The sequence below is a fragment of the Psychrobacter sp. CLB018 genome (genome assembly GCF_041222815.1).
In the GTDB taxonomy this organism is placed as follows: domain Bacteria; phylum Pseudomonadota; class Gammaproteobacteria; order Pseudomonadales; family Moraxellaceae; genus Psychrobacter; species Psychrobacter faecalis.
The window spans coordinates 2,004,718-2,027,901 of the sequence record NZ_CP166085.1 but is presented as its reverse complement, the minus strand read 5'-3'; the positions used below and the strand labels follow the sequence as shown (position 1 = coordinate 2,027,901).

Sequence of the window (23,184 nt, the reverse complement as noted above, 5' to 3'; positions counted from 1 at the left end):
CGAAAGTGATTGAAAAAAGAAGAGCACCTCACTAATCTATTGTTTTCGACCAAGAATACAATGGAGTTGTGAGATGCCCATAGACGAATTTATCATCAATATCTATTTAATGGTAGAGCAATATTACAAAATAGTCGTCACCAAACCCTTGCGAAGTGCAGGTTACGCGCCAAAGCTAAGTGATCCTGAGGTTATTTGCATGGAGATGGTCGGTGAATTTTTACACCTTGATCAAGACAAACAAATTTGGCAATACTTTTCCCAGCATTGGCAAGCCTGGTTTCCAGCCATCGGCTCATACCCTAACTTCGCAAAGCACTGCGCCAATCTGTGGCAAGTCAAACAGCAGATACAAGATAACGTCAGTCAAATTGAAGGCCGTGACAACATTCATTTTATGGATGGCTTTTGGGTACCCGTCTGTCATTATGGACGCGCTTATCGGCATAAGAATTATCAAGACTTAGCAGCTTTTAGCTACTGTGCCGCTAAGCAAGAGAGGTACTATGGCTTTGAAGGACATTTGCTTGTTAACTTATCGGGCATGATTAAAGGCTTTACCTTTGCTCCTGCCAATGTTGATGAAAGAGCGGTTGCCCCAGAAATCACCACTCATATTCATGGGCTACTTGGCGCTGATAAAGGGTATATCAGCCCTAGTCTGACATCGTACTACGACGCTCAAGGAGTAGATTTACAAACGCCACTCAGAGCCAACATGAAAGAGGATAGACCCAAACCTGTGGTAAGGCGGCTAATGAAAGCCCGCCGTATCGTTGAAACAGTCATTGGTCAGCTATCAGAACGATTTAATATACAAAGGGTACGAGCAAGAGATTTATGGCATTTGTCTCATCGATTGATTCGTAAGATTCTTTCACACAACCTGTGCTTTGTACTCAACAAAAAACTTGGTAATCCGCCTCTTCAGTTTGATTTGCTTATTTCAAGTTGAGAGTGGGGTTAAAATAAAAAGGTGTTAGGGCTAGTATCATTCTTATGGATTGAGTAATGTTAAAGCAAGATAGCCAAGGAGTTTGGTATGAATAATGAGCTAAAAGGGAGCGATTTAACCCGCGCGCTACTTAAACGAGGTAATAAGCGAGTATGGTGTGCGGTCGATGATGAAAGTGATGAGGAGGCGATAAAGGATCAATGTGGTAATGATTTTACCGCCTATATCGTGTCATTTAAAAATGGCTGCTTTTATTGTAGTGGCGGCATGTCATGGCTATGTGCGGTACCTATTAAGATAGTGGCGGTCACGCAAAAAGAGATGAAAATTTGAGCAGTGATATAAATAGAAAGCTATCCCTATTTAATAACCTCTAAATTAAGGGTAGTCCTTTTTTAGAGGTTATTTCTCTAAGGCTAAGCATTTGGTGCATCAGGTTGCTGCATAGGGTCGGCGTCAGAAAAGGCTTTTAGCGTGCGGCAATGGGCGTCAATTTGGACAATATTTGGGTAAGGATTTAAGTCCACTTCAAAGCGCCGCGCCGAAGAAACTTGCGGGACTAAATAACAATCTGCAAAGGTCGGGCTGTCGCCGTAGCAAAATTTCCTGCGGCTATTATCACGACTGTTATCTTGAGCCAAGCGTTTTTCTAACGCAGCAAAACCCTCACTTATCCAGCGATTACACCATTTTATGACCTCAGCTTCATCTACCGACAGCTCATTGCGTAGATATTGTAAAACACGGCGGTTATTAAGCGGATGGATATCACAGCCAATCATTGCGCTTAACGCCCGTACTTGCATACGCCCCGCAGCGTCTTTAGGCAATAATGGATTTTTAGGATAAACCTCTTCTAACCATTCTAAGATAGCGGGACTTTGAAATAACAGCAAATCATCGGCTTGTAAAACAGGCACCAATCCTTGTGGATTAAGCGATAAAAATTCGTTTTTTAATTGTTCATCTTGCGCCAAATTAATCGCAATATAATCATAATCTAAGCCTTTTAGGTTCATCGCGATACGCGTACGGTAAGACGTGCTACTGCGAAAATAGCCATAAAATGTCATCATTATTTATTCCTTTTATTATGTTGTCTTGTTGGGTATATAAATGGGTATAATTATTGATAAAGTAAATAATTAATTGAGCAAAACATGCCCGTATCTGAAAACCTGCCAGACAATCCTACTACCAATAAAAACCAAGGTGGCGTGCAGTCACTTGAGGTTGGATTGTCGGTGTTAGATGTTCTTATCGATCAAAATAAGCCTATGATGTTAAAGGACGTCGCTCAAGCTGTACAGATGCATCCAGCAAAGTGTCATCGCTACTTGGTCAGTCTTATTCGTAAAAATTATGCACGTAAGCTCAGTGATGGGCGTTATGGGCTTGGCGCTCGAGGAAATTCGCTTGGGCATGCGGACTTCAATCAACACAACCTATTAGAGCGCCTGACGCATGTGGCAACAGAGATTAAAGGCACGGTAAACTGTGCGGTTCAAATCGCCAAATGGTTCAGCGAAGGTCCGATTATCATTCAATCGGTTGAGCCTGATAGCCCGATTAGTATCATTACTCGTATCGGTTCACGTATGCCGCTAACGACGTCGGCAACAGGGCAGCTGTTTGCCAGTTATCAGCCAGAAACGATTATTAAGCCATTGGTTATCGCTGAATGGCAGACAAATGATAAAGACATTATCGCAGAGCGATGGCAGAATTTTAACCAGTTGCGCGCCAAAATTCTTACCCAAGGCTATGCCACAGTTACCGGCGATATGTTAATGGGGATTAATGCCATTACCATTCCAGTGCTTGTGCCGCCACTAGAAAGCAATACCTCGACCACTAATCAGCCGCTTAGCAACAATCAACTATCTGCTAATGACAAACCATCTGCTGAAAGCTTGCCATTAGAATATGCCATTACTATCATTGGTACCACCGAGCAGTTACCGATGAGTGAGCAACATAACGTGGTCGAGCAAATACTAGCCATTGCGCGACGCTATCAAATAGCTTAGTCAAAACTTACTATTTAACTTAACTACTGAATAAAATAAGTTTTAACTATTGCATAAATTGACGCTGTTACTCACCAACGGGTGCGACTTCTCTTGCTTCAGCGAGTTCTTCTGCATGTAAAAACTGCGTATGAACGGGCGCACGTTTGGTGCGCGACCATTCATCTAGCATCTCGTGTTTCATCTCTTCCGTAATCATCGAGACTTTTTCTTCTGAGGTACTATCATCGTAGGTAAGTTCCATACGATGGCCATTAGGATCAAAGAAATAGATAGAATGAAAAATACCGTGATTGGTCACGCCGACTACGTCGATGCCATTTTCTTCTAAATGCTTTTTTGCCGCCATTAACGCATCGCGGTCTTTTACCTTCATGGCTAAGTGTTGCACCCAGTTTGGCGTATTGGGGTCAAAACCCATTTCAGGTTGATTGGGCACTTCAAAAAACGCCAAGACATTGCCATTACCGGCATCTAAAAACACATGCATATAAGGGTCAAAGGCTTTGGTCGAGGGAACATGGTCCTCAGCGAATGCTAAGATAAAATCCATATTGAGATATTTTTTATACCATTCAACGGTTTCTTTAGCATCCTTGCAGCGATAGGCCACGTGATGGATTTTTTCAATTTTAAAACTCATATCAAACTCCTTTTGATAAAGCGTCCAACTTAATTGGCTGTCAGCATTTCGCTAAACTAAGTAGTGATAATTGTCTAACAGCCTAAGTAATTTTTTTACGCTTGTCTGATTTGTAATTACTTTATGAAATAGACTTATTTGTCAAAATCAAAGCTAAGCGCCGGCAAGACCTTGCCGCGTACCTCACCAAAGCCAACACGAATGCCGTCTTTTTCGCTATAACCTTTCATAATCACGGTATCGCCATCTTCGATAAAGCTGCGCGTTTCGCCGCCTTTTAAAGTGACGGGTTTGGTGGCATTCCAAGCAATCTCTAACATTGAGCCATAAGAGTCTGGCGTCGGTCCCGAAATCGTCCCTGAACCCATCATGTCACCAACTTCTACTTTACAGCCGGTGATGGTGTGGTGGGTGAGCTGCTGCGCCATGGACCAATACATATATTTAAAGTTGGTTTCACAAACAACGGTTGCTTCATCGCTATTCTCAGGCAACAGCTCGACTGATAAATTGATGTCAAAGCTATTGTTACTGTCTTTTTCATTGAGATAAGCCAGTGGTTTTGGTTCTTGCGTTGGGCATGCAGTCTTAAACGGCGCTAACGCATCCATGGTCACAATCCAAGGTGATACTTCAGAGGCAAAGGTCTTGGCATTAAAGGGGCCTAAAGGTACGTATTCCCATTTTTGAATGTCGCGAGCTGACCAATCGTTGAGTAGCACCATGCCAAAAATGTGATCATTAGCCTCATCTACCGCAATCGGTTGGCCGATGTTATTACCTTTACCGACGACAAAGGCGGTTTCAAGCTCAAAATCAAGGCGCTTACAAGGTGAGAAAATAGGACGTTCGTCAGGATTGGGTTTCAGCTGGCCCGATGGGCGTATTACATCCGTACCACTAACGATGACGGTACTGGCGCGGCCATTATAACCGACGGGCATTTCAGTCCAGTTAGCTAGTAGAGCGTTCTTTGGGTCACGGAACATAGTGCCGACGTTGGTCGCGTGTTCTTTAGATGAGTAAAAATCGGTAAAACCTGGTACGTGAACAGGCAGATGCATGGTGACGTCTGCTTGCTTAAACAGCGCTTTTGCCTGCAAGTCTTTGTTGTCGCGCAGTGTGTCACTATCAGCAGACAATAAGGTTTGAATGGTGCTGCGCGCCTTGGTCCAGTTGCCGCGACCAGAATCAATAAAGGCGTTTAGGGTTGGCTGATCAAAATAGGGGCCGCCTGCCAAACTTAATAAACCTTCTGCTTCGAGTATTGATAAGTCTAATACCTGCTCACCAATAGCAACACCTGCGCGACGGTTGTTGTTACCAGTAGCGTCTTTAGCATCACTAAAAATACCATAAGGCAAGTTGTGAATAGAGAAGTCGGAATCGGCGGCAATATCGATAAATGAGGTGAGGTTTTTGTCAATCGTTGACATGGGAAGCTCCTTGCTAAAGCGTGTATTGAATTACGTTATAATTAACTACTTACGTATAATGTAATTTATAGCCAAATAGATTGCAAGGTTTTTTGTGCAGTGTTTTTTATACATTTTTTTAGAAAGTAGCAGACATAAAAAAAAGGTTGAGTCATGACTCAACCTTTTTAATCACATAGTTTTTCTAAAATTACGCTAGAGAGTTAGTCTTTTAAAACATCAACCATGGCATTGGCAACATAGTCGATATTACTGCTGTTTAAGCCCGCCACACACATACGTGAGTTCGAAACCATGTAGATACCATATTTGCTTTGGAGTTTTTCAACTTGTTCAGGCGTCAGACCGGTAAAGCTAAACATACCGTTTTGCTCAGTTAAATAATCGAAGTCACGGCCGGGGACTTTTTCTTCCAATACTGATTTTAGCTTTAAGCGCATGGCTTTGATACGGTCACGCATGGCATAAACTTCGCCAACCCATTGCTCATGTAGCGCTTCGTCGTTCATGACGATATCGACCACGCGGCCGCCATGTGATGGTGGGCTTGAGTAGATGCGACGCACGGTTGCATTTAGCTGACCAAAGACGCGCTCCGCTTCGTCAGTGCTTGGGCACACGACCGATAGACCGCCGACACGCTCACCGTATAGCGATAAGTTTTTAGAGAATGAGTTACTGACAAATACGGGTAGACCCATCTCGACTGCTTTACGAATCGCGTAAGCGTCGCTGTCCATGTCTTTACCAAAGCCTTGGTAGGCGATGTCCATAAATGGAATCAATTCACGCGCTTTAATGACAGTCAGCGCGGTATCCCACTGTTCACGAGTCAAATCCATACCGGTTGGGTTATGGCAGCAAGGGTGCAGCAAGACAACATCGTTTTTATTCAAAGTTTCAAAAAATGCAATCATTTCATCAAACTTAACACTGCTGGTTGCTTTATCGTAGTACGGATATTTACCGACCTCGACGTCAGAGCCTTCAAAGATAGCAATGTGATTGCCCCACGTTGGGTCGCTGACGTAGCATTTAGATTGTGGGAACCATTCATGGATAAACTCTGCGCCGACTTTTAATGCGCCAGAACCACCGATAGTGGCGATGGTTGCTACCAAACCGTCTTGTAAGATTTGCGCGTCTTTACCAAATAGCAATTCCTGACAACCTTTACGGTGGCCGGGTAAGCCTGCCATTGGCAAGTACGGACGAGGAGAGATAGGATCAGCAATGCGCTGCTCCGCCGTTTTGACACACTCAAGGACAGGCAATTTGCCATCCTCATCATAATAAACGCCAACACCCAAATTGACTTTATCTGGATTGGTGTCAGCGGCAAATTTGTCCATCAATCCTAAAATCGGGTCACCGGCATAATAATCGATACGTTCAAACATTTTTTTTCCTTACAAGGGAGATGAGTTAAGGCGTTAAAAAGCATAAACCAGTTTGGCGATTAACTCAACGTTAGATTCAGCGATACTGATTAATTAACGCGTTTTTTTGTTTATTAGCAAGTTTTTGGACAGATTTTAGCCTTTGCTAAATTGAAGTAATAAGTTCTTGAGTTGCCCTTAAACACGCTGCAAGTCATCAAAGTGGCTGGCAAAGTAAGTTTGCAAAAATTGCTTAAAGGCAATGCTGGCGGGCGATAAAGCGCGTGACGAGCGTTGATAAATAAAGAATCGGCGCATTTTAACCGGCTGTGCCAATGGACGCATTTGCAAACCATTGGCGCTTACCCAATCTATCACCTCTGGCATATAAGGCAAGCACAAGGTAATGCCAAAACCTTGGCGGGTCATCTCAAGGGCGGTCGACATAAAGTTGACTTTGTAGCGCGCCTGCTGAATATGGCTGGCAATTTCCTCATCAAGCTCAGCGGTGACTTGCTCGATAAATGGCCCTTGCAAGGTAATAAGCGGCGTGTCTACTAAATCCTGCCAAATGACTTCTGATTTTTGCGCCAGCGCATGGTTATCTGGCATTACCACACAAAACGGCAGCTGATATAACAAATCGGCGCTGATGTCATCGTCAGGCTCCGTAAAACCACGCTCAGTACCGACGCCCAAATCTACCTCGATGTTTTGAATATGTTCTAAAACATTTTCTGCTGAGCAATCAAGTAAAGACACGCTGATATCTGGATATGCTTTAGCAAATTGAGCAATAACGGCTGGCATGGAGGAGGCAGCAAATTGCGACACCGCAAGTCTGACTTGACCTTGCGCCAAACTTGTCAAGCTACTGGCTTCATTTTCAAATAGCTGCATCTCATTTAAAATACGCCGCGCTTGCGGCAATAAATGATGACCAACGACGGATAATGACAGCTGGCGGGTGGTGCGGTCAAATAGCACGATACCAAGGCTGGACTCCAATTCTTTAATCAAACCACTGACGGCAGATTGGGTCAAATGCATCTGCTCGCTGGCGCGGGTAAAACTGCCATTGTCAGCCACACTGATAAAAGCGCTCAATTGGCGAATACTGATATTCATAAGCAAACCTGATAAATAAATCAAAAAATACGATTAGTCTTATAAATCAAGCTAATCTAATATAAATCACTCGTCAATAGGAATGATTGATGAAACTTATTTTTTGCTAACTTTTAGTGATGTATACCACCAATTGAAATTAAGGATGATGACAATGTCAGAGTTAAAGGCAGATTTATTTGATAACCCAATGGGCTTGCAAGGATTTGATTTCGTTGAGTTTGTCTCACCTGAGCCTGAGCTTGTCGAAACGCTATTTCGCAACCTTGGCTTTACTCATATTGCCAATCACCGCTCAAAAGATGTCGCCTTGTTTCGCCAAGGAGATATCAACCTTATTTTAAACCGTGAGCCAAAAAGCCATGGCAGCTATTTCTTAGGTGAGCATGGCGCCGGCGCTTGTAGCATGGGCTTTCGGGTAAAAAATGCGCAGCAAGCGTATGAGCTAGCTATCGAGAATGGCGCTGAGCCAGTAGACGTGCCAACAGGGGTGATGGAGCTGCGCTTGCCAGCGATTAAAGGTATCGGCGGCTCGCTTATTTATCTCATTGACCGCTTTGGCGATGGTAACTCTATTTATGATATCGATTTTGAATACCTACCGGGCGTCGACAAGCATCCAAAAGGCTTTGGCTTTAAGGTTATCGATCATCTGACGCACAATGTCTACCGTGGTCGCATGGCATACTGGGCCGATTTCTACGAGCGTATCTTTAACTTCCGCGAAATCCGTTATTTTGATATCACTGGTGAGTATACGGGTCTGACCAGTAAAGCGATGACCGCGCCTGATGGCAAAATTCGTATTCCATTAAACGAAGAATCAAAGCAGGGCGGTGGGCAAATTGAAGAGTACTTGATGCAATTTAATGGCGAAGGTATCCAGCATATCGCACTATTGAGTGATGATTTGTTGTCTAGCATCGACAAATTAAGAGACATGGGTATTCCGCTGATGACAGCGCCAAATGATACCTATTACCAAATGTTGGATGAGCGCTTACCAAACCACGGCGAGAATGTCGCTGAACTACAAATGCGCGGCATCTTGTTAGACGGTACCACAGAAGGCGGTACGCCACGCTTATTGCTACAGATTTTCTCTGAAACCATCCTTGGTAGCCCCGTATTCTTCGAATTTATCCAGCGTAAAGGCGATTACGAAGAAGGCTTTGGTGAAGGTAACTTTAAAGCCTTGTTTGAATCCATCGAGCGTGACCAAGTTCGTCGCGGCGCGATTGGTCAGCCAGAAACTGAAACGCCATAGTTTTAGCTTAAACGTTTATAAGTATAATAAATGGGCAGAGCAAAAGGAATTTGTCTTGTCCTTAATCAGCAAAGTACCGCTTGCGATGGTAAATCAAAAATACCTGAGAATTACTGACGACAAGCGACTGTACTAACGCTAATAAAAGGAACACAGGCATGGAACGCCTACAAGCTAACAATACTATTCAAAAATCCCACAGTGCCAAGAGTGTGTCTTCAAATGCTCTCGGCGCTGATGATGCTAGCCATAGCGATTTAACGGCTGAGAAGCAACCTTACCTCTCGCATCAGCCAGACAGTCAGGGTCATATTCACTATAGTGACGATGAAAATGCCATGTGGCAGGCGCTGCTTACACGTCAAGCCAAGCAAATACCCAATCGAGCTTGCTCAGCCTATCTAGAAGGCTTAGAAAAGCTAAATCTGCCATCGACGCATATCCCGCAACTCCACGATATCGACGAAATATTGCAGGCCACCACCGGCTGGCAAACCGCTGCCGTTCCTGCGCTTATCAGCTTTGGTAAGTTTTTTAAACTCTTAGCAAATAAACGCTTTCCGGTAGCGACCTTTATCCGCCGCTTTGAAGACATGGACTATATCGAAGAGCCAGATATCTTTCATGAAATCGTTGGCCATTGTCCGCTGCTGACCCATCCTGCTTTTGCCGCTTTTAATGAGACCTATGGCAAGCTGGGTCTTGATGCCAGTAAAGAAGAAAGGTGGTTTTTGGCACGGCTTTATTGGTTTACCATCGAGTTTGGCTTGGTAGGTAGTCACCCTGACAATCGCCGTATCTATGGCGGCGGTATCTTGAGCTCGCCTTCTGAAACGGTTTATGCGCTTAATGGTAGCGATACGTTGCACCAATCCAACCATCAGCAGCAACCTCAAAATCAGCCAGAACACCGCGCATTTGATTTGCTTGCTGTGCTGCGTACGCCTTATCGCATTGACCATATTCAGCCGATTTATTATGTCATTGATGATTTAGATACGCTGTTCGATATCGTCGATAGCGACATCATGGGCAAGGTCAAACAAGCAATGGCACTTGGTTTGTTTGAACCAACTTATGCACCAAAAAACTCTTAATACATTAAAAAATTTAGCATCGTTAAAATAACGATGTGGTAAAAGTGATGCTGTAAAAACAGTATTAACACGGACGTAACGGTATTAAAAAAATAATAGTTAACTTAAAAGGATATTATCATGACGACATTATCACAAGCCAGCTGTGAAGCCTGCCGTATCGGCGCTCCAACCGTCGACGACACAGAAGCACGCGAGCTATTACAACAAATTCCTGATTGGTCGCTCATCGAAGTCGACGGCATTAAGCAATTACAGCGTCAGTATAAATTCAAAAATTTTGTCACAGCGATGGCATTTGCCAATGAGCTTGCCGACATTGCGGAAGCAGAAGGGCATCATCCGGGTATTTTGGTAGAGTGGGGCAAGGTCACCGTCACTTGGTGGTCACATAGCATTAAAGGTCTGCATCGCAATGATTTTATCATGGCAGCCAAGACCGATAGCCTACTGGGTAAGTCATGAGACTGGCAATAATCTTTGCAACTCATTAAACTTGTCCCACCCAAAACCAACCCTAACGCCAGAATATATATGATGGCACCATAAGGATGTGTTATGCCTCCACAAGTACTTACCGAGCTATCTCCCAAGGTAGCTTTTATTATTGCCAGCGTTGTCATCGCGATTATGGGTGTGACCATGATCGGCTTTGGCTGGGTACCGCATCTGTCATTGATGCTTGCAATCGTTGTTTTATTAGGCCTTGGTATGTATAAAGGTCTAAGCTTTGAGAAGATGCAGGGGCAGATGTCATCGGGCGTTGTCAGTGGTATTGGTGCTATTTATTTACTATTTTTTATTGGTTTGCTGGTCGCCGCGCTGATGATGTCAGGTGCTATTCCTACCATTATGTATTATGGTTTTGATCTCATCTCACCGCAGTATTATTATATTTCGGCTTTTGTTTTGACCTCTATTATTGGTGTCGCTCTAGGCAGTAGCTTGACCACAGCCGCGACACTTGGTGTGGCCTTTATTGGTATGAGTAATGCCTTTGATGCCAACGTTGCTATTGCTGCTGGTGCGGTGGTTTCAGGTGCTTTTTTTGCCGATAAAATGTCGCCGTTGTCAGATACTTGTACGCTTGCCTCTTCTGTCGTCGGCATTGATTTGTTTGAGCATATCCGTAATATGATGTATACCACGGTACCGGCGTGGCTCATCACAGCGGGGCTATTTTGGTATTTCTCTGGCCAGACGGGTACGGGTGATTTGGGTCAAGTGACCTTACTGCAATCACAATTGGTCGATAGCGGCTTAGTCCATGGTTATGCCGTATTACCATTTGTCGTGCTAGTGGTATTAGCACTATGCCGAGTCAATGCCATTTATACCATCATTTGTACAATCGCGACCGCTTTAGTGCTTACTTATCTGCACAGTACGCCAAGTATTGGGCAGCTCGGCGGTTATCTATTTGCTGGTTATACGCCCGCCGAAAATTTAGAGCTGGGTGAAGTGGCGGGTATGATCTCACGTGGCGGTATGCAAAGTATGTTCTTTACTCAGACTATCGTGATATTGGCGTTAAGTTTGGGCGGTTTATTACGTGCTTTGGGTATCTTGCCAGCGTTATTGTTAGGTATTCGAAATATGCTGACAAGCTCAGGACGTGCTATCTTTGCTGCGGCAATGGCGGCTTTAAGCATCAACGTGCTGATCGGTGAGCAATATTTGAGTATCTTATTATCAGGAACTGCGTTTCGTCCGACCTTTGAGCGTTTGAATTTACACCCCAAAAACCTATCGCGTACCATCGAAGACGCGGGCACGGTTATCAATCCATTAGTACCGTGGAGCGTGTGCGGGGTATTTATCAGCCAAGCGTTAGGTGTTCCGGTACTTGAATATTTGCCTTATGCCTTTTTCTGTTATTTATCGCTGCTGCTTACGATACTGTTTGGATTCACAGGTATCACCATCAGTTGTAAAGATGGCTCTAGCATTCGTAAGCAACTAAAAGTACAAATGGCCAATTAGCGAACATTCATTTTGAAAATAAACTGAGATAGTATTGGTTGCATAAAAACCACTCTAAGCAACTTAGAGTGGTTTTTTTTGGTTAATTTGAACGCCTAAACCATATATCTAAAAGTGGCTGAATAAGAGATAATAGAGGACATAGATTTTCGCTTACTTCAATAAAAAGGCAGTCCTGCATGACCCATAATAATCCATATAACCTGATACCCTTGCAACCTACGGGCAGAAATGAGACCAATACCGCCAATACCTATTCACCTGAAGATATGATTACCATTTACGAGCAGCAGTTTCTGACTGAAGTGCCAGAAGACAAGCTCACAGAGTTCTTACCTTTTTTAAAAGCCTTTTATGATATCGACGACCATACCTTAGATGTCAGTGCGGTGATTTTTGATGCGATTGCGGACGCTTGTATTATTTATAATCACAAAGTCAAAGTTGGGCGTTATGAAATATTAGAAGGCTTGGTAAAAGAAGAGATTGCAGAAGATATAAGTGATGAAGAAGGCGCTGAAGAGAAACAAGTACAAGCCTATACCCTAGAGTGTAAGCGTACTTTTTTTATCAATGAGGTGGAAATACCTTATCATTTTAATTTGTTTATCCATGGCGATAATTATTCTACCTTGACGAGAAGAGAGAGCGTGTTAGAGAAAATGTATTGGTTTGTCAGTGATAGCTTTGATGAGCAGTTATTAGATAATCCTGAAGATACTGAGAGCTTGGCGTCTATTAATGAGCAACTGGCAAGTTTGGGTATTCGAGAAATGGATCTGACTACTATTCATCAGCTCGTGGACTATATAGAAGATAACATCATAGATGATGACATGGCAGAAGCGGTTAATAAGCTATTGGATGCAGCCGAGTAGGTGTATGCTGTGGAGTTGAGATAAGACCACGCTAAGCCAATTAGCGTGGTCTTTTTTTGATAGGACAACTAACTTTAAACAGTAAGCCATAAAAAACCCTCGTAATCGATAGATTACGAGGGTTTCGTATATGGTACCGGTGGTCGGACTTGAACCGACACGCTTTTAAAGGCAACGGATTTTGAATCCGTCATGTCTACCAATTCCATCACACCGGCGTGTTAGGTGATAAAGTTTATATACTGCAAACATTATCGAATTGGGCTACAGGGTTAACTCTGTATAGGCTGCGTATTATAGCAGGCTATTTTTAGCCGTCAAGAATTATTTATACTATTTACGATAAAATTTTATTTTTAACCAACGAAGGCGCGTTCAACGGCATAATCCGCTTGCACACCCATACGTGGAGAAACAGTAAGACCAAAGTCGTCTAAAATTGCAGAGATATCCGCATTAAATGGCATACTACCGCAGATAAGTACGCGGTCATCGTCTTTATTCATTGGCGGTAGACCAATATCTTCGAAGAATTTGCCTGATTTCATCAGATCAGTGATACGGCCAGTATTTCTAAACTCTTCGCGGGTAACAGTTGGGTAGTAGATAAACTTCTCGCGGAACTCTTCACCAAAGATTTCATCGTTTGGCAGCTCTTCTTCAAACATTTCACGATAAGCCAAATCCTTCACCTGACGCACGCCGTGTACCAAAATGATTTTGTCAAAACGCTCATAGACTTCAGGATCGCGTGATAAGGCTAAAAAGGGTGCAAGTCCCGTGCCGGTTGATAGCATATATAAATGCTTACCCGGTAATAAATCGTCTAGTACCAAAGTACCCGTTGGTTTTTTGCTGACCAATAACTCATCGCCCACTTTGATATGCTGCAAGCGCGAGGTTAGCGGACCGTCTTGAACTTTAATAGAGAAAAACTCCAAATGCTCTTCGTAGTTGGGGCTGGCAATCGAGTAAGCGCGCAATAGCGGTCTACCATCGACAACGATACCAATCATCGCAAACTCGCCATTACGGAAGCGTAAGCCATCGTCGCGCGTGGTTTTGATGCTAAATAGAGAGTCATTCCAGTGATGAACCTCAGTGACCGTTTCGGTGCGGAGTTTTGACATAAAGCCCTCGTTAGTAAGTGGTAATGTGTATTCGCCCATTAAAAATGGTGGTAAACAAAAATTTTTAAAGTAATAAAAAGTGTGAATAAGATTAAGCGCTTATCAATTATCAGTTCAGGCTAATAAGCAAATGACATGTTAAGCAAATGACACGGATAAAAAACCGTTATTTTAACATTATTATCAGGTTTTATAAGGCGTCAGATTCTAGCAAACAACAGCGCTGCCCGTAAAAGTAAACTTTGCTGCTTGTACTTTATAAACCTGCCCTTTATGAATGCAAGCCATTCTCAATAAATTTCTCGCTCATCATAACAAACTTTAAAATAAAAATCCGCCTAGCTGCCTGTCTGTACCATGATAAAATGGAATATCGTTAGCGAATAATTTTCTATCATTGCCGCATGCCATGTATTATCAGCTATTTACTTTTGGGATTTGATTTATGACTTGTCAGACTTCCGCCGCTATTAACTATCATATATCGCCCATTATTGGTTACCACCGTGCGCCGCTGTCACAAAAGTTTGGCGCACCGAGGCAGCCAAATCTTGTGGTTATGACTAGTGTGATTGAAATGCTCGCGCCGTATGATACGCCAGCGGCATTTGCCGGACTGGAAGATTTTAGCCATATTTGGATCAGTTGGCAGTTTCATCATAACTATTTATATAAAGACAAATTGGATAAACACAAGCATTCACTCAATAATAAGCAGCAAGACAAAAATGATAGTAGTTTTCGTCCTCAGGTGCGTCCGCCGCGTTTGGGTGGCAATCAAAAAACAGGTGTATTTGCCAGCCGCAGTATGTATCGTCCATCTGCGCTAGGGTTGTCTGTGGTCAAACTAAAGCGCATCGAGATTGTCGAAGGACGGGTGTTACTTATTATTAGCGGGGCTGATATGATAGATGGGACGCCGATTATCGATATCAAGCCTTACGTGGCTTATAGTGATGCCTTGCCTGATGCTCAAAGCGGATTTGCGCCTTCGGCACCGCACTTGTTGGACGTGACGATTACCGAATCGGCTTATGAGCAGTTTGGGCAAATTATCGCCATTCAAAGGTTTGCCAATGGTGTAGAAAAAAACGCTAAAGATGAGAAGTTAACGGTTAAAGCGGTCATTTATAATACCCAAAAACAGTTATTGATGTCTGATCTCGATACGATTAAAGCCTTGATAGCGCAAGACCCGCGCCCTGCTTATCGACGTACAGAGACAGAGTCGTCATTTGTTATGCGCTATAAATCGGTTGATGTCAGTTTCCAGTTTCTGGACTCAGGTGAATTGCAGATAATGAATATTGTCACAGTATAATGAAAGTAAACATCGCTGCCGACTAAATGCTCTAAATCTTATAAGAATAAAACTATAAAAGAAGATAACTATGTCTGCTCAAAAATATTCGATCGTGATTGATTTGCGTTGGTGCCTAGACGAGTTGTTGGCAGATAGGGTGATTGATCAACGCGGCTATAACCTTGTCATTACCAGTCGCCGTAACAAGGTGCAGCATCCGCTGATTACGATTAGCGAGTTTGGGCTGCCAAATGGTCACGCGCTTAATAATAATTCTGAGAATAAATTGACGCTGGCGTGGCTCAATCAGTGGCTGGCTGCCAAAGCAGATATGCCGCTGGTGCGTATTGACCCGTTAAAGGTCGATGTACCGGCGGTAACGCAGCTGATGTCGTTTGAATATGCGCGCTCGCAGCACATTTTACCGATTGAAGTGACGCTTGATGAAGTGGTTATTGGTACTGACCAGCCATTTTATACCGACTGGCATGGCAATATTGAAAAGCTTATTAAATCAAAAAGCTATCGCACGGTCTTTATCAATCCTGAACAAATCAATCGCTATCGCCAAGAGTTTTATCAAGTCACGCAAGCGATTGCGGGCGCAAACTCCCTACATAAGCGCGCGGCAGCGGACGTCACCAACGTCGAAGCTTTGTTGCAGCTCGGCGATAATGCCAATCCCGATGCCAATGACCAACATATTGTCAAAGTGGTCGATTGGCTATTGCAATATGCTTTTGAGCAGCGTGCCAGTGATATTCATCTAGAGCCACGCCGCGAAACAGGCAAGGTGCGCTTTCGTATCGATGGGGTGCTGCATAGTGTCTATGAGATGCCGCTTGCCATTATAGTGGCGGTGACCGCCCGTATCAAAATTTTGGGACGGCTCAATGTCGCAGAAAAGCGCAAGCCGCAAGATGGACGCCTAAAAACCCGTACACCCAAAGGCTTAGAGACCGAGCTTCGTCTCTCTACCATGCCGACTGCTTTTGGTGAAAAGCTTGTCATGCGGGTATTTGATCCAGAAGTGCTGGTGCGCTCGTTTGCCCAGCTTGGCCTGTCGGGTAAGCAGCTTGAAACGTGGCATGAGCTGACCGCCCATCCTAATGGGATTATCTTGGTGACGGGTCCGACGGGTTCTGGTAAAACCACCACTTTATATAGTACGCTTAAGCAGCTCGCTACCGAGCAGGTCAATGTCTGTACCATTGAAGATCCTATTGAGATGATTGAGCCCGCTTTTAATCAAATGCAGGTCAATCCTGGGGTTGATTTGCATTTTGCCGATAGTATTCGTTCTTTGATGCGCCAAGACCCAGACATTATTATGGTCGGTGAAATTCGCGATGCTGAGACTGCCAATATGGCAGTGCAAGCGTCTTTGACGGGGTATTTAGTGCTATCAACGTTGCATACCAACGACGCACCAAGCTCTATTACCCGTTTACATGATTTGGGTATTCAGCCATTTTTAACCTCAGCAACGATATTGGGGGTAATGGCACAGCGCTTATTACGGACGTTATGCCCGCATTGTAAGCAAGCCGTTGATGTAAGCACAGATAGCGAGATTGCTATCCAATGGCAAGAATTGGTGCAACCTTGGCGCGCCCCAGTGCCTGCGCAAGTTTATAAGGCGCAGGGCTGTGAGCACTGTCGCCATACGGGTTATCAAGGTCGCGTTGGTCTGTACGAGATTATGCCGTTATCCAATGAGCTAAAAAAATTGGTCGCAGCCGATGCCAATTTGGATACGTTGAAGCAGCAAGCGTACCGCGAAGGCGTGCAGCCGCTACGTTTATCGGGAGCAAAGCGTATTAGCGAAGGGTTAACGACCATAGAAGAGGTGATGCGTGTGGTGCCGCTGCATTAAAGGACGTCTCTAAAATACGCCTCATTCAAAAAAACTATTCTTTAAAAAAATGCTCTGATAAAAAAGCCTTTATATAGACGTTTGTTAAACACGACTTGAAAAGCCGGCTTATCAGAGCAATTAATACTATTACTATTACCAAATCCATATTTTAAGATAATTCTATTTATTGATTTTTATTAACGAGATTGTTTATGTTTACAGATACGCATTGCCATCTAAACCGTTTGGATTTAACCAAGTATGATGGTCAATTGTCCGGCGCGATTGCGGCGATGAAAGAGGCGAATGTTAATCGTGCGATGGCAATTATGTGTGATTTTGCTGAATACGATGAGATTGCCAATATTGTCAGCACTTATAATGACGAGGCGCTAAATCTTGGTATGAGCGTCGGTATTCATCCTTGTGAAGATATTAACGTATTGCAGTCAGCGACAGTTGAGCGCTTGATAGAAACGGCTGATGCTGAGCACGTGTGGGCGATAGGGGAGACGGGGCTGGACTATTACTGGTCGACGGAAAATAAAAAAGAGCAACAAGCCAGCCTTGCGCGTCATATCCATGCCAGCCAACAGCTAAAGAAACCGCTTGTCGTGCATATGCGTGACGCCAAAGAAGATACGCTTGATATCCTAAAAGCAGAAGGCGCTGAACACGGTATTATCCATTGCTTTACTGAAGACTGGGAAACCGCAAAACGCGCATTAGACTTAGGATTTTATATTTCATTCTCAGGTATCGTCAGTTTTAAAAGTGCGCAAATGATTCAAGATGCCGCAAAAAATATGCCCAAAGACAGAATACTTATCGAAACCGATAGCCCGTATTTAGCACCAGTTCCTAAACGTGGCCGGCCTAATGAGCCGGCATACGTGCCATATGTGGCAAGCTATCTTGCCCAACTATATGGCTGTAGTGGCGAGGAAGTCGGCGCATTGACTGCAAAAAACTTTGAAAATTTACTGGCACAGTATCACTAAAATGGTTATGCTATGACCAATCAGTCATTTATAGGCTTGTCTTGTAGTTCTGTGTTGAATGTGTTTTTGATGCTGAACTTAACCCTATGATTATCAATGACTATTTAGCAAACATAAGCATATTGCCTTTGATGGTATTGGCGTAGCCGTTATAAAATTTATAAGCGTACTGCCAATACACTGACAAAAGGGACGGTGGTATGCATGATATTGTCAGTTTTTAGGAGAAATTATGAGTCGTCAGCACCAGTTCAAGGCACGAGAAGAGAATATCTTAGCGATGGCGGAGCAATTGCTACTTGAGTCAGGCGATGGTGATATCACTTTGGACAGTTTGGCAGACCAGCTTGATTTGGCTAAAGGCACCTTATATAAGCATTTCTCCAGTAAAGATGAGCTCTACCTGCGTATTATTATCCGTTATGAAGAGCAATTGTTTGAGATCAATCGTATTGATGACTGTCCATCGGCAGGCGTCGCGCGGATGATTTTCCAGCAACTATTTAATCCGCAAAAAGCCATGCTCCTTAACCAAATCGAAGAGCGTTTGGCGGCATCGGTGACGGGTCTGAATCGCCTGTTCGGTGAGCTTTATGATATACGCCGTCAGCGCATGAAACGTTTGATTGATATTATCAGCGCGTATCTTCAAGAGCAGCACAGTAGTCTAAGTACGCGCGATTATTTGTCCTCGATTTGGGCGATGGGTCAGGGCGGCGCAGGATTATTAAACTCAAGCTTTTATCAGCGCTATTTAGGACGCCGTGATACCTTGCGTTATGCTTTTGTGCAGCAAATGCTTGAGTTGCCAAGCCATTATCCAGCGGCCGATGATGAAGTCATGGATGAAGATATGCAAGAATTGGTAGAGCAAATCGATACTGAATCAGAAGAGCACCGTAATACCAATTACTAGCTTTTTATTCTATTTTAAACGCAGTCAACTATTATTTTATAACGGTCCGTGTTGTTATCTTCTGTATGGCAACACGTTAAATTTATCTTTTAACATGTGTACGAAGTCATAGTTTTTATAACTCGTCATGTCTTTCGTCGTTTGTATACCATTCAATATAGCGTTATTTTTAATAAGGTGACGCCATTCTAGATGACTTCTGTATGTCAAAACCGACTTCCTCTATATCTTCAATCACAGTCTCTCACGCGCACATCCGTATCGGGCAAGCGGGCTTTACCCTTGTAGAAATAGTAGTGGTGGTCGTTATTTTATCTATATTTGCTGGCATGATGAGCTTGTCGGTCGGTAGCAGTGAGTCACGCAAAAACCGCGCCTTTTATGAGCATTTAACAGATTCTCTGAGCTATGTACGACTTTTATCGGCTGAGCGTATGGCGCCTATGGGTCTAAGCTTACAATCCGATAAACAAGGTCAAATGACGCCTGTCATTGTCACGCTATCAAATCCGTATATTGCTTATCAAACTCAAGATTATACGTCTTCTAGAGGCGATAGTACGCCTAAGAACGCCATGGAGCTGTCAGCAGATTTGACGAATATATCAGCTGCTACAGATAAAGTGCCCACACCAAGTTGGGAGGTTGAGCCAGAAGTTAGTCTGCCTGCCTTGCCTATGGGTGTGAGCTTAAGCGTGCAAAGCTTGGATGCGAGTAGTCAGTCAAACGCAGAACAAACGCAAGCGCTGCAGCCGTGGTTTACCGAGCAAAATGTACCGCAAGTACTATGGTTTGGCACAGGTCAGGCCACACCGGTAACAATAGAGGTGCGTCATAATTCGCGTTTGGTGGGCGAGGTGATTACAATTATGCCCGATGGTAGTATGTCGATAGGGCAAGGGCGCTAACTTATGATAGATAATAATAAGGCCGAACATACCTATACAAACCTAAAGCCCGCTCTATCAAAATATGAGCGCGGATTTACCCTGATTGAGGTCATGGTTGCTTTAGCGATTCTAGCCGTCGTTGCCGTTGCCGCGAGCCGTGCGAGTAGTGCGTATTTAAGCTCAGTTGATGTTTTACGTACTCGTACGCTGGCGCAGTTTGTCGCACAAAACGCGGCAGCAGATTTGCGTATTCAAGATACGTGGCTGACGGCCAATAAAACCCAAACTATCAATACCCAAGGTCGTGATTGGCAAGTGACAATGACCGCCACGGACGCCATCACACCTGCATTAAAGCAGGTAAATATCGCTGTTGCGCCCATTATAGATGGACAGGCACGCAGCGCAGTGACGGATATCAACGTGATGTTAAGTAACGCTGAGCAGGAGGTTGGTAGTTTGGATTTGAGCGGTCTAACGCCAGATAGAGGCAATCCATGAAATCAAATCATGGATTTACTTTGCTTGAGCTGATGGTGGCGATGGCGATATTTGCCATGTTAGCGGTGGCTGGCTGGAAAGTATTTGATGGCGTTAACCGTGCGCGTGAACGGGCGCAATTTCATGCGGATAATTTAGCAGTTTTGCAATATGCCTATTTGCAATTACAGCAAGATATGAACCAAATGATTCCTTATCAGGCAGTGGATACGCAGGGTGCTAATTCTTCAATTAATAACGCCTCGTCCAATAACGCCACAACGAATAATACTAATAATAGCAATCAAGAAAACGCACCAGCGCCCGAACCTTTTATGAGTCTAGATGCTGAACGTATCAGCTTTATGCGTTTTGCCGACCCCGACCCACGTTATCAAAGCAGCGCAAGTGTGCAGCATATCGAATACATTTTTGCCGATGAGCGCTTAATTCGCCGTCAATATAACAGTCTTGCTGGTGGCAGTGACAGCATTAGCCTAGATAGTGTATTGCTTGAAGGCGTCACGGCAGGGCGCTGGCAAGCTTATTTACCTGAATTAAGCGCCAAATTTCCCAATAAAGATAGCAGCAGCAATAACAGTACCAGTAATAATACCGTATCAGGGCAGTTGGCGAATTCAGCCAATAAAACGTCTGAGACTATACTGTTACCAAAAGGGATTGCGCTTAACTTTACGTATCAGGATATGCCGATCACTTGGCAATGGGCACTGACGCCGCAGCCAATACCAAATATCAGTACAAATACCAGTCACAAAAACACGCCTAACAATCCTAATGCTAATAGCGGTGATAAAAATAATAACGGCACCAATAACGATAATGCAGCCAATGGCAATGTAGAAAACAATAAATCAGGCAACGCTACTGAAAATGCCCCATTTGGTCAATGATAGAGGCTATTTATGCCAAATAAGCCACGAATAAGGCCAACGATGCCTACAATCTCTATGAAAGCCGATTCACAACGTGGCGTCGCGCTGCTGACTATTTTATTATTGGTGGTTAGTATTACTGTGGTTGCAGGGGCAATGCTTGCCAGCCAAAAGATTGCTATTCGGCGTAGCGGCTTATTGTTTGACCAAAACCAGCTCTTACAAGATATTAATGCAGGTCAGCAATTGGCCGTTACCTTGATTCGTGCTGATGCTAAATTAAATGATACCGATAGCGAGCAGGATATTTGGGCGCAGCCAATACCGCCTTATACGCTAGGCGGACATAGCATCGGCATCGAATTACGCGATGAGGGCAGTCGTTTTAATATTAATAATTTATATCACAATGGCGCCGTTGATAATGCTGCCTTGGCCGTTTTTCAAAGGCTGCTTACACAGCTAAATTTAGAGCCTGATATCGCCGTTGCGGTACTTGATTATCAAGATGCCGACAGCGAAGTCTACCAAGATGGCGGTGATGAAAATGTAGTATATGCTCAGCAGTCCAATCGCGGAGCGGATACAGCTTTACCCAACCAAGCGTTGCTTAGTATCGATCAATTAGCAGAAGTAAAGGGCGTTGATGCGCAAGTATTGGCGACACTGCGTCCCTATATTACGGCGGTACCATATTATTTACCCATTAATATTAATACCGCCAGTCCCGTTTTGCTTGCTGCCTTGGTAGAAGGTGCGAGCAGCCAGCAAATGCAGAGTATCGTTGAGTTGCGAGCAAAACAAGCCTTTAGCTCTGTCGATGATGTTTGGCAACTGCCCGTATTAAGTAGTGTAAAAGCAGAGCCGCGCAAAGCCTTGACGCCATTACTAGCGGTTGATAGCCAAGCCTTTATGGCACTTATTACCGCCTCTGATAATGCGACGGTTGGTCAGGCAAGACAACGCTTTGCGACCGTTATTATTAGCAAAACGGCTGCTGATAGTGAAAAAGAAAATAGCAGTAATAATAACAGTAATGAAAATAGCAATGATGCTAATAACGCTGATGTTAATGCTAAAAACGTTCAAAATTCTGATAATAAAAAGCCCAAAGAGGTGCGTGTGCTAACGCAACGACTTTGGGCTTTTAGGCCAATTTTCTAATGGTTATAGATAATTAGTAATAAATAGCATGCAAAAATTAAGTCTAATTAATCATTTAAACGGGTTTCTTCGGTAGATTTCCAATTATAAGCACCATAAAACAGCATTTGTGCTTGGCGCGTGCAATTATGCAGCATCAGTTGTTTTTTCTTTTCTATCTCTGCCAAGTCGACCTCATCATCATGGTCTTCGGTATAGGTCAGCTCGAGCCAGTCAATAATCCAAGAAAAAAACATATTGACCCCAGCTTCTGCCAACAGTCTACGATCATAAGTATTGATGTGGGTAAACGCCGGCTGTAGCGCTAAGTCTTCTGCTAGGCTTTGACCGTGTTTTTTAATCAGCTCATTGATGGCTTTGCGTACCGCTTCTGAGCCGCCATAACGCTCACTGACTAAGAACTGCCAGTAGCAAGGTTGCTCGCTGACCATATATAAAAACATCTGAATACTTTTAGCGATTTGGCGCTCAAAGCTACGTTTGCGCCCAATTTGCAAGTTTTCACTTAACGTTGCCATCGTACCGCCCAACTCTTCGATGACTAAGGCGCGACCAAGCGACTCCATGTCATCAAAATGGCGATAAAACGCCGTCGGCACCACACCAACCTCGCGCGTGACCTGTCTGAGACTGATTGAGCTAAAAGACTGACCTGTCATACACAAATCGAGCACCGCATTAAAAAAAGCGTGCCGTGTTTGAAGTTTCTTTTGTTCGCGACTACTCATAATATTTCAAAATTACCTGATA

23 protein-coding genes and 1 tRNA gene are annotated in these 23,184 nt (G+C 43.8%); 16 read left to right on the top strand and 8 right to left on the bottom strand.

Annotation, left to right across the window (positions count from 1 at the left end; all coding sequences use genetic code 11):
• Positions 1-73 precede the first annotated feature (73 nt).
• On the top strand, positions 74-955 hold the full coding sequence (locus AB8P72_RS08540) for an IS982 family transposase (RefSeq protein WP_369957612.1): 882 nt from the start codon (positions 74-76) through the stop codon (positions 953-955).
• Between the two features lie 87 nt (positions 956-1,042).
• Positions 1,043-1,288: a hypothetical protein gene (locus AB8P72_RS08535; protein WP_068405601.1), complete on the top strand. Its 246-nt coding sequence runs from the start codon at positions 1,043-1,045 to the stop codon at positions 1,286-1,288.
• Positions 1,289-1,371: 83 nt separating this feature from the next.
• Here AB8P72_RS08535 and maiA read toward each other — a convergent pair whose 3' ends face one another.
• The gene (maiA, locus tag AB8P72_RS08530; protein ID WP_198328931.1) at positions 1,372-2,028 is read right to left on the bottom strand and encodes a maleylacetoacetate isomerase; all 657 of its coding nucleotides are present in this window, start codon (positions 2,026-2,028) and stop codon (positions 1,372-1,374) included.
• Positions 2,029-2,115: 87 nt separating this feature from the next.
• Between maiA and AB8P72_RS08525 the strand changes: the two genes are divergently transcribed.
• Positions 2,116-2,985 (top strand): IclR family transcriptional regulator, encoded by an 870-nt coding sequence (locus AB8P72_RS08525; RefSeq protein WP_068405595.1) that lies wholly within the window; start codon positions 2,116-2,118, stop codon positions 2,983-2,985.
• A 67-nt stretch (positions 2,986-3,052) separates the two neighbouring features.
• On the opposite strand, the gene AB8P72_RS08520 is transcribed toward AB8P72_RS08525, so the two are convergent.
• The 4 genes from AB8P72_RS08520 to AB8P72_RS08505 form a co-directional block, all read right to left on the bottom strand.
• The gene (locus AB8P72_RS08520; RefSeq protein ID WP_068405592.1) at positions 3,053-3,628 is read right to left on the bottom strand and encodes a VOC family protein; all 576 of its coding nucleotides are present in this window, start codon (positions 3,626-3,628) and stop codon (positions 3,053-3,055) included.
• A 134-nt stretch (positions 3,629-3,762) separates the two neighbouring features.
• Positions 3,763-5,064, bottom strand: coding sequence for a fumarylacetoacetase (gene fahA / locus AB8P72_RS08515; RefSeq protein ID WP_068405589.1), 1,302 nt, complete (start codon positions 5,062-5,064; stop codon positions 3,763-3,765).
• 203 nt (positions 5,065-5,267) lie between these two features.
• Positions 5,268-6,464, bottom strand: a complete 1,197-nt coding sequence (locus AB8P72_RS08510; protein ID WP_068405586.1) for an amino acid aminotransferase — start codon at positions 6,462-6,464, stop codon at positions 5,268-5,270.
• A gap of 177 nt (positions 6,465-6,641) precedes the next feature.
• Positions 6,642-7,571: a LysR family transcriptional regulator gene (locus AB8P72_RS08505; RefSeq protein ID WP_068405582.1), complete on the bottom strand. Its 930-nt coding sequence runs from the start codon at positions 7,569-7,571 to the stop codon at positions 6,642-6,644.
• A gap of 154 nt (positions 7,572-7,725) precedes the next feature.
• Between AB8P72_RS08505 and hppD the strand changes: the two genes are divergently transcribed.
• The 5 genes from hppD (at position 7,726) to AB8P72_RS08480 (ending at position 12,796) form a co-directional block, all read left to right on the top strand.
• The gene (gene hppD / locus AB8P72_RS08500) at positions 7,726-8,838 is read left to right on the top strand and encodes a 4-hydroxyphenylpyruvate dioxygenase (RefSeq protein ID WP_068405578.1); all 1,113 of its coding nucleotides are present in this window, start codon (positions 7,726-7,728) and stop codon (positions 8,836-8,838) included.
• 158 nt (positions 8,839-8,996) lie between these two features.
• Positions 8,997-9,935, top strand: a complete 939-nt coding sequence (phhA, locus tag AB8P72_RS08495; protein WP_102077101.1) for a phenylalanine 4-monooxygenase — start codon at positions 8,997-8,999, stop codon at positions 9,933-9,935.
• A gap of 120 nt (positions 9,936-10,055) precedes the next feature.
• Positions 10,056-10,400, top strand: a complete 345-nt coding sequence (locus AB8P72_RS08490) for a 4a-hydroxytetrahydrobiopterin dehydratase (RefSeq protein ID WP_068405575.1) — start codon at positions 10,056-10,058, stop codon at positions 10,398-10,400.
• Positions 10,401-10,493: 93 nt separating this feature from the next.
• Positions 10,494-11,918, top strand: coding sequence for a Na+/H+ antiporter NhaC (nhaC, locus tag AB8P72_RS08485; protein ID WP_193030506.1), 1,425 nt, complete (start codon positions 10,494-10,496; stop codon positions 11,916-11,918).
• A gap of 179 nt (positions 11,919-12,097) precedes the next feature.
• Positions 12,098-12,796 carry a hypothetical protein gene (locus tag AB8P72_RS08480; protein WP_068405569.1) on the top strand — a complete coding sequence of 233 codons (699 nt, stop codon included), beginning with the start codon at positions 12,098-12,100 and terminating at the stop codon, positions 12,794-12,796.
• A gap of 131 nt (positions 12,797-12,927) precedes the next feature.
• Here AB8P72_RS08480 and AB8P72_RS08475 read toward each other — a convergent pair.
• Together AB8P72_RS08475 and AB8P72_RS08470 are read right to left on the bottom strand one after the other, a co-directional pair.
• Positions 12,928-13,014: transfer RNA gene (locus AB8P72_RS08475), tRNA-Leu, on the bottom strand.
• Between the two features lie 138 nt (positions 13,015-13,152).
• The gene (locus AB8P72_RS08470) at positions 13,153-13,926 is read right to left on the bottom strand and encodes a ferredoxin--NADP reductase (RefSeq protein WP_068405560.1); all 774 of its coding nucleotides are present in this window, start codon (positions 13,924-13,926) and stop codon (positions 13,153-13,155) included.
• A 445-nt stretch (positions 13,927-14,371) separates the two neighbouring features.
• On the opposite strand from AB8P72_RS08470, the gene AB8P72_RS08465 reads away from it, so the two are divergent.
• The 8 genes from AB8P72_RS08465 to gspK all read left to right on the top strand — a co-directional run bounded on the left by AB8P72_RS08465 (position 14,372) and on the right by gspK (position 22,434).
• Positions 14,372-15,247 carry a tRNA (N6-threonylcarbamoyladenosine(37)-N6)-methyltransferase TrmO gene (locus AB8P72_RS08465; protein ID WP_102077098.1) on the top strand — a complete coding sequence of 292 codons (876 nt, stop codon included), beginning with the start codon at positions 14,372-14,374 and terminating at the stop codon, positions 15,245-15,247.
• 70 nt (positions 15,248-15,317) lie between these two features.
• Complete coding sequence (locus tag AB8P72_RS08460) at positions 15,318-17,105, top strand: GspE/PulE family protein (protein WP_198328926.1); 1,788 nt, start codon at positions 15,318-15,320, stop codon at positions 17,103-17,105.
• Between the two features lie 194 nt (positions 17,106-17,299).
• Positions 17,300-18,088 carry a TatD family hydrolase gene (locus AB8P72_RS08455; protein WP_102077097.1) on the top strand — a complete coding sequence of 263 codons (789 nt, stop codon included), beginning with the start codon at positions 17,300-17,302 and terminating at the stop codon, positions 18,086-18,088.
• A 232-nt stretch (positions 18,089-18,320) separates the two neighbouring features.
• Positions 18,321-19,004 carry a TetR/AcrR family transcriptional regulator gene (locus AB8P72_RS08450; RefSeq protein WP_068405549.1) on the top strand — a complete coding sequence of 228 codons (684 nt, stop codon included), beginning with the start codon at positions 18,321-18,323 and terminating at the stop codon, positions 19,002-19,004.
• A gap of 203 nt (positions 19,005-19,207) precedes the next feature.
• Positions 19,208-19,912 (top strand): prepilin-type N-terminal cleavage/methylation domain-containing protein, encoded by a 705-nt coding sequence (locus tag AB8P72_RS08445; RefSeq protein WP_369957611.1) that lies wholly within the window; start codon positions 19,208-19,210, stop codon positions 19,910-19,912.
• Positions 19,913-19,915: 3 nt separating this feature from the next.
• Positions 19,916-20,395 carry a type II secretion system minor pseudopilin GspI gene (gene gspI / locus AB8P72_RS08440; RefSeq protein WP_102077094.1) on the top strand — a complete coding sequence of 160 codons (480 nt, stop codon included), beginning with the start codon at positions 19,916-19,918 and terminating at the stop codon, positions 20,393-20,395.
• Positions 20,392-21,288, top strand: a complete 897-nt coding sequence (gspJ, locus tag AB8P72_RS08435) for a type II secretion system minor pseudopilin GspJ (RefSeq protein WP_369957610.1) — start codon at positions 20,392-20,394, stop codon at positions 21,286-21,288. The genes gspI and gspJ overlap by 4 nt, the downstream gene beginning before the upstream one ends.
• A gap of 42 nt (positions 21,289-21,330) precedes the next feature.
• Positions 21,331-22,434, top strand: a complete 1,104-nt coding sequence (gspK, locus tag AB8P72_RS08430; RefSeq protein WP_228706568.1) for a type II secretion system minor pseudopilin GspK — start codon at positions 21,331-21,333, stop codon at positions 22,432-22,434.
• 47 nt (positions 22,435-22,481) lie between these two features.
• Here the strand turns inward: gspK and AB8P72_RS08425 are convergent, their stop codons facing one another.
• Positions 22,482-23,162: a TetR family transcriptional regulator gene (locus tag AB8P72_RS08425; protein WP_102077092.1), complete on the bottom strand. Its 681-nt coding sequence runs from the start codon at positions 23,160-23,162 to the stop codon at positions 22,482-22,484.
• Between the last annotated feature and the right edge of the window lie 22 nt (positions 23,163-23,184).